Genomic DNA, 12,232 nt, shown 5'->3' on the forward strand with positions numbered 1-12,232 from the left:
GTCGAACACACTTCGCCCCATGCTCAGAAGTCGTGAAAATAATAACGGGTGAAGCGACTGGCTCAGGTTCGCCCTCCCCACCACTCGAGTGCCGACACTAATAGCATGCCAAGGAGCATTAACGCCAACGCTACCAGCCAGTATGAAGGCTCCCCGGTCAGCGCCTGATAATGCGCCGGAGTGATATTGCTCTGCAGTAAAGGCTCCAACTCGCCGCCGCTGTTTTCACGCCAGCTGAGTGTTTCCTTCCATGGCCAGACCTTGTTCAGCGAGCCAACCATCAACCCGGTCAGGAACGCCAGCGTAACATGACGCAGGTTATTCAGAAGCCACTGCAACAGCCTGGAAAAACTGAGCAAACCGGCGAGACAGCCACATCCGAACACGGCGATGAAGACCAGATCCATCGACCGCACCGCATCCAGCACCGGAGCATACAGGCCCAGCAGCAACAGAATGAAACTTCCGGATATGCCTGGCAGTATCATCGCGCAGATCGCAATGGAAGCTGCGATAAACACCATGGGCAAGGTCACCGGCAATTGCAGTGGTACAGCGACGGTTATCAGGTAAGCAAATGCGGCACCGACCAGCGCAGCGGACAACGTGGCAGTATTCCAGCGAGGGATCTGGCGACCGATGACGAGCACCGAGATAAGTATCAAGCCGAAGAAGAACGACCACAGATGAACAGGATAGGCTTCAAGCAAAAAGCTGATCAGCTTTGCCAGGCTGAGGATACTGGTGAGTACTCCCGCAAGCAGCGTTACCAGAAAGCCACCATCCACCGATTGCCAGGTCTCTCTTACCCGCCCTTTCAGCAGCCAGCCAAGCTTAGTCGGACTGCACGCAGCAATCGCGCCGACGAGTCGATCGTAGATGCCGGTAATAAAGGCGATGGTTCCGCCGGAAACGCCTGGCACCACATCCGCGGCACCCATTGCCATGCCCTTGAAAAAAACCGATAGGTACTGCACAAGCCCCAGGGGTAATGCCTTCAAGAAGTGATAGCTCCTGCCAATAGCGGTACAAAACGTACCGGTTCGACCTGATGTCTGATGAACTGTTCCCCTTCACGGATAACCAGGGTCAGATGCTGTTCCTTTTCGCCGACCGGAATGACCATGCGGCCTCCGTCAGCCAGCTGACTGAGCAACTCGGTGGGGACTTCCGCCGGTGCTGCGGTCACCAGAATCGCATCATAGGGGCCGTACTGGGGCCAGCCCCAATTGCCGTCGGCATGGCGAAACACAACATTCCGGATGTTGATTTCGCGCAGTACCGCCTTGGCGCGTTCCTGCAGCGGCATGATGCGTTCGACACTGAAAATCCGTTCCACAACCTGAGCCAGAATGGCGGTCTGGTAACCCGAGCCGGTACCCACTTCCAGCACCTTGTCCAGCGGTCCGCCACCCAGCAACAGCTCAGTCATGCGCGCGACTATGTAGGGCTGCGACAATGTCTGGTTGTGCCCAATGGGCAGCGCAGTATCTTCATAAGCACGGTGCGACAGAGCTTCATCAACGAACAGGTGCCGGGGCGTGCGACGTATCGCCTCGAGCACCTGCAGGTTCTGGATCCCTTCCTCGAATAACCGTTCCAGCAGACGTTCCCGGGTGCGTTGGGAGGTCATGCCAATTCCATGTTTGTAGATGTCTTCGCGCGCTGCCATTAACCAAGATTCTCCAGCCACTGCCCAAGGTGATCAAACACCTCGTAGTGGGTTTTATCGACGCGCAGGGGTGTAACCGATACATACCCCTGCATGACTGCGTGGAAATCGGTGCCCTCGCCACCATCCTCGGCATCGCCGGCGACCGATATCCAGTAACCTTCCTTGCCTCGCGGATCGACCCATCTGACCGGTGTAGCGGCCCGCGAACGATGACCCAGCCGGGTCAGGCGAATGCCTTTGATCTGCTCAAGCGGCAAATTCGGAATGTTCACGCTGAGTACCGTTCGCGGCGGCAACTCCAGCTTGTCGTGGGCCTCGACCATGCGCCTGGCGATGGTCGCGGCTGCCGGAAGGTTATCCGGCTGGCGGCCCACCAACGAAAACGCCATGGCTGTATGCGGCAGGAAGCGCCCTTCCAGCGCCGCAGCCACGGTGCCCGAATAGAGGACATCATCGCCCAGATTGGCCCCCAGATTGATACCCGCGACGACCATATCGACCGTCCCCTGATATAGCGCATTGATCCCCAGATGCACACAATCAGTAGGCGTTCCGTTGAGACCAACAAAGCCATTATCGAGGGTGAAGGGGCGCAACGGTTTGTCCAGGCTCAGCGAACTGCTGGCCCCGCTGCGGTCTTCGTGGGGTGCCACCACCACGCAATCGGCATAATCATTCAACGCTTCGTACAAGGCTGTCAGACCCGGTGCCAGCACGCCATCGTCATTGGCAATCAGAATACGCATCAGGTTTCGCTTTCCAGTCCGCCGCCCGGCTCTTCGGCCAGTCGTACCAGCTCGCGGATTACCGCTGTCGCGAAACAGCCGGTCGGCAGGGTGAATTCAAGTTCCAGACAATCCGGTGACGGATAATGCCACGTCAACGCCTTCAAAGGGAGACGCAGAATACGCCTGGATTGCTCAAGATCGGCAGAAATCAACCAGGTTGCCAACTGCGGCTCACCCTCGACCTCCGCTTTTTCCATATCCAATATCGCGCCTTCAACCGCTGGCTCACCCTTACCCCATAACGGACCAGTGGGATGCACATCCAGCGCAGCAAGACGCGGGTCATTATCTTCCAGTCTGCTTGCCGGGAACTGACTACGGCTATCGGTGAATGCCAGACAATCGCCCGGCAAAACACGATCCCAGGTTTCGTCAGTGACACGGCGTGCAAGCACGCGATTGAATAGCAGGCTGCGCGCAGTGGATAGCAGGCGCGAGCGCGTTCCGCGTGCCGGCGGTAATCCGCCGCGCTCGGCCCAGCGACGCGCATCGAACAGATTACTGCCATCGCGCCCGAATCGCTGAGGCCCGAAATAATTGGGCACACCGCGCTCGGCAATTTTCCGCAGGCAATCATCCAGCAAACGGCTGTCGGCCTGTAGCCCTGTCAGACGAATAGCAAAATGATTGGCCCGGTGTGCTCCGCGTTGCAGCTTGCGGCGATGGCGACGGCTTTCGATACAGATAAGGTCGTCATTCCACAGCGCTGAGAAATCAGGATCGGCCTGCCCCGGCAACTGCATACTGAACCACTGCCGGGTGATGGCCTTGCGGTCCTTTAGTCCCGCGTAGCTTACGTCCTTAAGCTTCAACCCCGCAGCCCGGGCCAATAGCCGTGCGACCTCCTCGGTATTCAGGTTGCGTTTCTCGATCAACAACCAGAGATGCTCGCCGGCCCCTTCCAGCTCCAGGTCCAGTATTTCGGTAACGCGGAAATCTTCTGGCGTGGCTTTCAATACCGCACTACCGAACGGCCCACCCCAGGTTAGCGGCCCGAGCAGCTCGCCTTCAGACGCACTCACAAGGTGACCAGCAGCGCGACCGCATGCACCGCTATACCTTCCTCGCGCCCGACAAAACCGAGTCGTTCGGTTGTAGTGGCCTTGATATTGACCTGGTCAGGATCGATCGCCAGGTCAGAGGCAATCGCTTGACGCATGGCCTCGATATGCGGCGACATCTTTGGTGCCTGGGCGATGATGGTGGCGTCGATATTGCCCACCTTCCAGCCTTTTATACCGATCAGATCCAGGGTATGACGCAGCAGCTTACGACTGTCCGCACCCTTGTATTGCGGGTCAGTATCGGGAAAATGCCGACCGATATCGCCGAGCGCCGCAGCGCCGAGCAGCGCATCCATCAACGCATGCAACACCACATCCCCGTCGGAATGCGCCAGAAGTCCCTGCGAGTGAGGGATTCGCACGCCTCCGAGCGTGATGAAGTTGCCCTCAACGAAACGGTGAACGTCGTAACCATGACCAATGCGCATGCCAGACCTCTCGGCTGAATAATCGAGGTGCTGATCTTACAGCCTGAGGGCTTAGCCTAGAAGGCACGACCCGACGCAGGGTCACCTGTCAGAACTCAGCTTTGCAGTGCAACCGCGTGATGACGCAGGTGATCATCAATAAAGCTGGCGATGAAGTAATAGCTATGGTCATAGCCTGGCTGACGGCGCAGCGTCAGGGGATGGCCAGCTGCAGCAGCCGCTGCTTCCAAGGCCTGGGGCTTTAATTGCTCGTCCAGAAAGTTGTCTGCTTCGCCCTGATCAATCAGTAGTGGCAGTCGCTCCTGTGCACCAGCAATCAGCTCGCAGGTGTCCCACTGCTCCCACTGCGCACGATCACTGCCCAAATAGCCACCGAAGGCTTTCTGCCCCCACGGACAATCAACCGGATTGACGATCGGCGCAAAGGCCGAGACCGACTGATAACGCCCCGGGTTCTTTAACGCACATATCAATGCACCATGCCCGCCCATGGAATGACCGCTGATGCTGCGCCGCTCTGAAACCGGCAGACTGGCCTCGACCAACGCAGGCAGTTCGGCGGTTACATAGTCGTACATCCGATAATGGGCCGCCCAGGGCTGCTGGGTGGCGTTGATATAAAAGCCAGCGCCGAGCCCGAAATCGTAGGCGCCGTCGGGATCGTCCGCAACGCCCTCGCCACGCGGACTGGTATCCGGAGCGACGATCACCAGCCCCAGCTCGGCGGCGAGCTTCAATGCTCCCGCTTTCTGCATGAAATTCTCATCGGTACAGGTCAATCCGGAGAGCCAGTACAGCACCGGCAACGATGCGTCCTGCTCGGCCTGCGGCGGCAGGAAGACCGCGAAAACCATATCGCAATCAAGCACCCTGGACCGGTGCCGGTAGCGTTTGTGCCAGCCGCCAAAGCATTTGGTGGCCGAAATCTGCTCAAGTGAAGTGTGCATAATCATCCAATCCGGTTGAGGGGAGCTGTGCCTGGAAAAATAGCGGCCCGGTTGAAACGAGCCGCAGCAGAAAGCCATAAACCTTACGGTGTCAGAAATTGATGACCGTGCGGATGCTCTTGCCCTCGTGCATCAGGTCGAATGCCTTGTTTATATCTTCGAGTGGCATGGTGTGGGTGATAAAGGTATCCAGCGGAATCTCGCCCTTTTGCGCCTTCTCTACGTAGGACGGTAGCTCGGTCCGCCCCTTTACGCCGCCAAAGGCACTGCCACGCCAGACCCGCCCGGTGACCAACTGGAAGGGACGCGTGCTGATCTCCTGCCCCGCACCGGCTACACCGATGATTACCGATTCGCCCCAGCCTTTATGCGCACATTCCAGTGCCGCGCGCATCAGCTGCACATTACCCACACATTCGAAGGAGTAATCCACGCCGCCATCGGTCATATCGACGATGACTTCCTGGATGGGCTTGTCATGATCCTTCGGATTGACGAAATCAGTCGCACCCAGTTCACGGGCGATATCAAACTTTGACGGGTTGATATCGATAGCGATGATACGGCTCGCCTTGGCCATCGCGGCGCCAATAATGGCAGCCAGACCGATGCCGCCCAGACCGAAGATGGCCACCGTGGCGCCCTCTTCTACCTTGGCCGTATTCAATACCGCACCAATGCCGGTCGTGACACCGCAACCCAGCAAACAGACCTTTTCCAGCGGTGCTTCCTTGGGGATCTTGGCCAGGGAGATTTCCGGCAATACCGTGTACTCGGAAAAGGTCGAGGTGCCCATGTAGTGATAGATCGGCTCGCCCTTGTAGGAGAAGCGCGATGTACCGTCTGGCATCAAGCCCTTGCCCTGGGTCGTACGGACGGCGGAACAGAGGTTGGTCTTGCCCGAGCGGCAGAACTTGCACTCGCGACACTCGGCCGTATACAGCGGAATCACATGGTCGCCGACCTCCAGCGAAGTCACCCCTTCGCCCACCGCTTCAACGATACCGCCGCCTTCATGGCCAAGAATCGCCGGAAACACGCCCTCCGGGTCATCACCCGACAAGGTAAACGCATCCGTGTGGCACACTCCGCTGGCAACAATACGGACCAATACTTCGCCTGCCTTTGGCGGTGCGACGTCGACTTCAACAATTTCCAGAGGCTTGCCTGCGGCGAACGCCACGGCTGCGCGTGATTTGATCATGGTGTTACTCCAGTTCAGCGGTGAATCGAACAAAACATCGATGCAGACAAGGATACCCCATCAACAGCCAGGATTGCCCGCCGGACCTTTACCAGACTCGCCCGGGTATCGACCGCAGCGGTCCTGTTCATCTCGACGCCACCCCAATTCCAGACACAAAAAAGGGGCCGCGAGGGCCCCTTTTTGATACTACCGTGCAACGATCAGTTCATGCTCTGAACGCGCTGCTGCAGCTCGGGATCGCTCTGCATGCGAGTGGCGATCTCGTTGTACTTCGGAATTTCCAATCCTTCGCTCTGGACAGCTTCAACCATCTTTTCCTGAGCTTCCATTTGCAGCGACTGGGCTTCTTCCTGGTTTTCTGCCTGGCTCAAGCGCTGGGAGAAATCATCACGGATTTCGCCAACAGCGGAATCAGCTTCTGCAAACTTCTGCAGATCTTCCTCGGAAATCTCTGTTTGTGCACCGCCCATCTGGCCTGCAGGCGCGCCTTGCTGAGCGCCTTGCTGAGCACCCTGGGTGGCGCCCTGAGGCGTGCCGCCAGTGGCTTGGGCAAATGCTGCCGGAGCAGTAGCGCCGAGAGCGGCAAGAGCGACAGCTGCGGTAAGTGTTTTCAATGTATTCATATATGAATCTCCTGGTTGGTTAGTTATCTGTGTTGTTACAACTAACGTGCCAGGACAGACAATATAAACTTAACCATATGTTTTATATAGATATTTATATAAACCAGGTGCCGAACGACGCGGCCCGGAAAGCCCATGAAACCAACTATAAACGTATATTTATTACACATGGGTAATATAGATCCGTTCAGAATGAATACAACGGCGTAGATGACCAGACTGACAATTGCCGCCGGGTGCAATCGTACCAAGGGGCCCTTTTGGCTCGTATCCGAGGTCAGCTGCCGAGAGGCGGCAGGGCTGCGTATGAACATGAGAGCTGCGTGATAGCAAAACCCAAACACCTTTTTCAATCTCCGCCTCACCTGGACACCCGTTCAAGCCCGCCGACTGTCGGGGTGGAGCAAGTGTTGAAAACAGGGATGTTTTCACCAAGCCCCCATGGATGGGTTCACGGCGTCTTGCGTAATCCTGACAGACGACGGGCGATCTGCTCCGACCATATCGGCAGCGACATTCACGTGATCCAACGACAGATCAAACAATACACACTTACTCTGGTGGTGCTCCGCAGTCAGCTGCCGCGAGCCGGCAGGGCCGCGCCGACACGCTGCAAGTACATCCCTGTAAGCTCGTCGATGACATCCCTGTCATCGCACGGTCGGCTCAACCCTGTCGTCTCGCTGCGTATAAGGGCCGAGTTGCCGGAAAGCTAAAGCCGGAGCGGCTTAATCTCCTTGCCACACCGATGCCCGATCAAGCCCGCTGGCTGTCAGGGTGGAGCAAGTGTTGAAAACAGGGATGTTTTCACCAACCCCCCATGGATGGGTTCACGGCGTCTTGCGGAGTCCTGATAGCCAGCGGGCGATAGGCTTCAGTCCGGCCGAGCGGATTGAAACGAGCAATCCCCCTTCGCCTCCCTTCCAAGGGGATCGATTTGCGTTTTCGAATGGTCTTGGTGCTTCAGGCGTATATAGACGCGCGACCAAGGCTCCAGCTTCATTAGACACCGCGCAACCAAAAAAGGGGCCTTACGGCCCCTTTGTCTTGTGACCGGCTTTTCCGGTCCGCAAGCCAGATCAGTTACTGTCGTCGATGTCCCGCTGGCTGCGTTCGATCTCGTTTGGCGTACCGGTAACACCGGGGCGATCAGCAGTGCGTGCAGGATCGGACATGCCGCCCTGGTCCTTCGCGCTATGGCCAGGCGCGCTCAGGGTATCCGAGTCGCGATTGCTGTTATTGGCGTTGCTACCAGTGCTACCAGTGCTGCCCTGACCAGCGGAGCTGCTGTTATCGCGTGACTTGTCATTGCCACTACTACCTGAGCTTTTTTCTTCGCCCTCAACGCGCTTTTCTGTTCTCTCGTAATCCATGCCATGGCCACCTTCGGCCTCACGGCCGGTTGCACCGTGCTGCATGGTATTGCCTTGTCCGGTCGCCTGACCGGTATCGCCGGTCGCGCCCTTACCGGTCATGCTATGTCCTTCGGTGCCGAGGTTGGTGTCAGGACCCGGATCGGTGCCCTGTGCAGCCGGGCTCTGGGCCAACGCTGCGGTGCCAACAAAGCTTAGTGACGCGAAAGCGACTGCCGTGGTGAGTTGTTTGAGTGCATTCATTCTTGTCTCTCCTGGGTTGTCAGCCTTGCTGGCCTCACTTGCGACTCGACTATATGAGTCCGTGCAGTCCGTGATCTGCAGCCTGAATAACGACCAGGCGCTGGACCAGTACGGCTGAAAATATGTTCCAAGTCCCGTGGGTTCATTAATCGCACCGCAATCAAGCGGAACGAAAGGCCAGGGACAGGTTAAAGCTTTCAGGTGCATGGCCGGTCTAGGGGAGCGACCTACTGAGCAGTACCACCCGTGCCGCTACCTGTGCCGCCACCGGTGCCTGTGCCGGAGCCCGTCGCTCCGCCGGTGGTCCCGCCGCCTGTAGTACCGTCGGTCGAACCCCCTGTGCTGCCTTCAGCGGTACCGCTTGCGCCGCCCATATTGGTTCTACCCTCGCCGGGATTCGTGCTGGGAGAGCCGTTCAGGCCACGGTGAGGGGTGCTTTCCTGAGCGCCATTGACGCCGCGATGCGGAGTGGTCTCGTCCCCCGGGGTGGCAGGAGTAGCGGGCGTGGCAGGCATATTCGATGTGCCCGTGCCAGTCGTCCCGGTTCCTGTTGTGCCCGTCCCCGTTGTACCTGAACCTGTCGTGCCCGTTGCACTGCCCGCAGCCGACCCCGACGAGGTGCCTTGTGTAGTGGGCGCACCGTGCTGGTTATATGAGGCATCGTCATCAGCCAGAACGGTCGGAGCGGCAAAGCCCAAAGTGGCAAACGCGACCGCAGTGGTGAGGCTTTTTATCGTGTTCATGCATTGATCTCCTTCATTGTGTGATGGAAAGCATGAAGCGCGTCTCACGACGCGCCTTAACAATGTGATACCGATAACGCTTAGAAGTGCCATCGAATTGCCGACTCACCTGAGTTTCCAGCTTCCCAGGGCGCGCTTTGTGTATAGAATATATACATGAGCAATGATTACCCAACTCGTACAAGTCGGGCGCGCCTGAAGCGCGCCTGGACCCGCATCAGCGGTCTGCAGCAGACCTTGCTGCTGTTCGTGGTGCTACCGTTGATGCTTCTCACAGCGCTGGGCATTCGGATCGGGCTGGAACAGGCCAACCAGTTCCAGGAACGGCGACTGAAGAATGATCTGGAGCTGATCGGTCGCGCAATCAGTATTCCGGTGGGCGGTGCGCTCAGCGAGGGCGACCAACAGGCAATCGAGCTGGCGCTGGGTTCGGTATTCGTTCTCGGAGAGGTATATGGCGCCTCGGTGTTCGACGTTAACGGCGTACGGCTTGCCTCGGCTGGCATCACCGAGAGCGATCTCAGCGGCACCACCATTCCGACCGAGATCGTGGCGACGGGCGAAGGCCAGGAAGGCTATAGCCGGGTCGCCGGTCGCAATCTTTTTTCACACTTTTTGCCACTGTTCGACAGCGCCGGCCAGATCCAGGGGCTGATTCAGATCACCCGTCTGGCCAGTGATTTCCATCGGGCGTTGCAACAGATCACCGTGATTGCCTGGGCCATATGGGGATTGCTCAGCCTGACCATTCTGATGGCCGTCCTGCTCGGTCACTATGGCGGCGTAGGCCGCTACGTGGATAAATTGCTGGAACATATGCAACGTGTGGCCGGCGGTGACCATTCCCATCGGGTCGCGCTTGAGGGCCCCAAGGAAGTGGCGGCGCTGGCCGAAGGTCTCAACCAGATGCTTGACAGTATCGAGCAGGCCAACCGCGAGGTGGAAAGCCATCGTCAGGCAGAAACCGCACTGCTTGCGCGACTGAAGGACAACGAGAAAATGGCCGCCATCGGCAGTATGGCGCGTGGTATCGCCCATGAACTCGGCGCGCCGCTCAGTGTGATTGATGGCCGCGCGCGTCGACTGGAACGCTCCGCAGCACTGGACGACCAGCAGCGACGGCAACTGTCGGCCATCCGCACCCAGGTTGCCCGCCTCACGCGCACGGTAAAACAGTTGCTGGATTATTGCCGTCCCACCGCCCCGCAACCCCGCCCGCTTTCACCACAGATCCTGCTGCAGACGGTCATTGAAGCCATCGCGCCGGAGATCGAAGCGGCCGGCAAGCGGCTCAGGATTGATATGCCGTCCATGCTGCCGGAGCTCACCGGGGATGCGGGTCGGCTGGAGTTAGCACTGCTTAATCTGTTACGTAATGCGCTACAGGCAGCCCGGAACAATATCGACATAGCGCTGGTAACCGATGGCGCCCGGCTCGACATCCGCATCGCGGACGATGGTGCAGGCCTTCCGGATCATCCCACCGACAAACTGCTGGAGCCCTTCTTCACCACCAAGTCGCCAGGCGAAGGGACCGGACTCGGACTGGCAATTGTGCAGTCCGTCGCAGACGAACACGACGGCGCGCTATCGCTTGAGCCGGGCCAGAACGGAGGCTGCGTAGCCATTCTGCAGCTGCCGCTCACTCAGCGCTCCGCAGAGGACATAATCCATGACGCATAACGAACACATTCTGCTGGTTGAAGACGACGGCGGGCTGCGCGAGCTGTTGCAGGAAGAACTGGAAGCCGAGGGTTACGCCGTCACTGCCTGCGCCGACGCGGAAAGTGGCCTGCTCGTCCTGCGCGAACAAGTCCCCGACATGCTGATCAGCGACCTCCGGTTACCCGGTGCCGATGGTCTGAGCCTTTTACCCGCGATCAGCGAACTGACCCCCAGGCCCACGGTGCTGATCATCACCGCCTTCGGCTCGGTCCAGCAGGCGGTTGAGTCACTGAAGGCCGGGGCGGATGACTTCCTCACCAAACCACTGGAGATGGACCACTTTCTGCTCAGTGTTTCACGGTTGCTGGAGAACCGCCGCCTGCGCAGCGAGCTGCACCGCTATCGCTCGCTCATGGCCGTGGAGCAGCTCAACGGCATCATCGGCCAGAGCCCGGCCATGCAGCAGCTGTTCCACCAGATTCGCCAGATCGCCAGCGCCGATGGCCCGGTGCTGATTCAGGGTGAGAGCGGCACCGGCAAGGAGCTGGTCGCGCGTGCCTTGCATGAGCTCAGCCCGCGCAAGGGCAAGCCGTATATGGTGGTCAACTGTGGTGGCATTCCCGCCGAACTGATGGAAAGCGAATTCTTCGGCCACGCTGCCGGTGCCTTTACTGGTGCCAAAAGCCAGCGCGCCGGGCTGTTCCAGCAGGCCGAGGGCGGCACCCTGCTGCTCGACGAGCTGGGCGAAATGCCGTTGGCATTACAGGCCAAACTGCTTCGTGCATTGCAGGACGGCCGCGTCCGACCGGTTGGCAGCGACCATGAGATTCAGCTGGATGTGCGGGTGATCGGCGCGACGAATCGCAATCTCACTGATCTGGTCGCTGACGGCAGCTTTCGTGAGGACCTGTTTTACCGGCTGGAAACCTTCGGCATACAGATTCCTCCGTTGCGCGCGCGGGGCGATGACATCCAGCAACTGGCCGAGTACTTCCTGGCGCGCTTCAATGCGCGCCAACAGCGCAGCATTCAGGGATTCAGCGATGAATCCCTGGCGATACTCACGCGCTACAGCTTTCCCGGCAATGTTCGGGAACTGCAGAACGCCGTCGAGCGCGCCGCGACCTTCTGTGACAGCCCGCTGATCGAACCCCGGCATCTGCCGCAGCGCATCCGTGAGCAACCACAGTCGCCACAAAGCACCGCCAGCGCCGAGCTCGCCGCCGCACCGATGCCTTCATCAGACAATGCAGAAGGCTTACCAGACCTGGAGACCGTGCAGCGCCAATATATTCATCAGGTGCTCAACGCCACCCAGGGCAATAAACGCAAGGCTGCCGACATACTCGGCATCACGCGGCGTACCCTCTACCGCTGGCTGGAGTGACCAGAGCCTGTTGCCGGCTTTACAAAGTCTTTACCTTGCCGGCGTTCTGCTTGACGAACGCCTCTGTACACTCTGCAGCATCTGCCCAA

Annotated in this window: 12 protein-coding genes; 2 read left to right on the forward strand and 10 right to left on the reverse strand. The window is 58.8% G+C overall.

The window, feature by feature from the left end:
• Nucleotides 1-62: 62 nt before the first annotated feature.
• The 10 genes from FZE95_RS02655 to FZE95_RS02700 all read right to left on the reverse strand — a co-directional run bounded on the left by FZE95_RS02655 (nucleotide 63) and on the right by FZE95_RS02700 (nucleotide 9,091).
• Entirely contained in the window at nucleotides 63-947 is an 885-nt protein-coding gene (locus FZE95_RS02655) for a DUF368 domain-containing protein (RefSeq protein ID WP_150299356.1), read from the reverse strand.
• 50 nt (nucleotides 948-997) lie between these two features.
• Nucleotides 998-1,633, reverse strand: coding sequence for a protein-L-isoaspartate(D-aspartate) O-methyltransferase (locus FZE95_RS02660; RefSeq protein WP_371923482.1), 636 nt, complete (start codon nucleotides 1,631-1,633; stop codon nucleotides 998-1,000).
• A 38-nt stretch (nucleotides 1,634-1,671) separates the two neighbouring features.
• Nucleotides 1,672-2,421 (reverse strand): 5'/3'-nucleotidase SurE, encoded by a 750-nt coding sequence (gene surE / locus FZE95_RS02665; protein WP_150299248.1) that lies wholly within the window; start codon nucleotides 2,419-2,421, stop codon nucleotides 1,672-1,674.
• Nucleotides 2,421-3,485, reverse strand: a complete 1,065-nt coding sequence (truD, locus tag FZE95_RS02670) for a tRNA pseudouridine(13) synthase TruD (RefSeq protein ID WP_150299249.1) — start codon at nucleotides 3,483-3,485, stop codon at nucleotides 2,421-2,423. The genes surE and truD overlap by 1 nt, the downstream gene beginning before the upstream one ends.
• Complete coding sequence (gene ispF, locus FZE95_RS02675) at nucleotides 3,482-3,955, reverse strand: 2-C-methyl-D-erythritol 2,4-cyclodiphosphate synthase (RefSeq protein ID WP_150299250.1); 474 nt, start codon at nucleotides 3,953-3,955, stop codon at nucleotides 3,482-3,484. The genes truD and ispF overlap by 4 nt, the downstream gene beginning before the upstream one ends.
• Nucleotides 3,956-4,050: 95 nt before the next feature.
• Nucleotides 4,051-4,902, reverse strand: a complete 852-nt coding sequence (fghA, locus tag FZE95_RS02680; RefSeq protein ID WP_150299251.1) for an S-formylglutathione hydrolase — start codon at nucleotides 4,900-4,902, stop codon at nucleotides 4,051-4,053.
• 91 nt (nucleotides 4,903-4,993) lie between these two features.
• Nucleotides 4,994-6,106, reverse strand: coding sequence for an S-(hydroxymethyl)glutathione dehydrogenase/class III alcohol dehydrogenase (locus tag FZE95_RS02685; protein ID WP_150299252.1), 1,113 nt, complete (start codon nucleotides 6,104-6,106; stop codon nucleotides 4,994-4,996).
• A 203-nt stretch (nucleotides 6,107-6,309) separates the two neighbouring features.
• A complete protein-coding gene (locus FZE95_RS02690; RefSeq protein WP_150299253.1) occupies nucleotides 6,310-6,732 on the reverse strand; it encodes a DUF4168 domain-containing protein in 423 nt (140 codons plus the stop codon).
• A 1,079-nt stretch (nucleotides 6,733-7,811) separates the two neighbouring features.
• Entirely contained in the window at nucleotides 7,812-8,348 is a 537-nt protein-coding gene (locus tag FZE95_RS02695) for a hypothetical protein (RefSeq protein WP_150299254.1), read from the reverse strand.
• Nucleotides 8,349-8,575: 227 nt separating this feature from the next.
• Nucleotides 8,576-9,091, reverse strand: coding sequence for a hypothetical protein (locus tag FZE95_RS02700; RefSeq protein WP_150299255.1), 516 nt, complete (start codon nucleotides 9,089-9,091; stop codon nucleotides 8,576-8,578).
• A gap of 156 nt (nucleotides 9,092-9,247) precedes the next feature.
• On the opposite strand from FZE95_RS02700, the gene FZE95_RS02705 reads away from it, so the two are divergent.
• Entirely contained in the window at nucleotides 9,248-10,774 is a 1,527-nt protein-coding gene (locus tag FZE95_RS02705; RefSeq protein WP_150299256.1) for a sensor histidine kinase, read from the forward strand.
• The gene (locus FZE95_RS02710) at nucleotides 10,764-12,143 is read left to right on the forward strand and encodes a sigma-54-dependent transcriptional regulator (RefSeq protein WP_150299257.1); all 1,380 of its coding nucleotides are present in this window, start codon (nucleotides 10,764-10,766) and stop codon (nucleotides 12,141-12,143) included. Before FZE95_RS02705 ends, FZE95_RS02710 begins: the two co-directional genes overlap by 11 nt.
• Nucleotides 12,144-12,232: the final 89 nt, after the last annotated feature.

This window comes from Pseudomonas profundi, assembly GCF_008638305.1.
Lineage (GTDB): Bacteria > Pseudomonadota > Gammaproteobacteria > Pseudomonadales > Pseudomonadaceae > Halopseudomonas > Halopseudomonas profundi.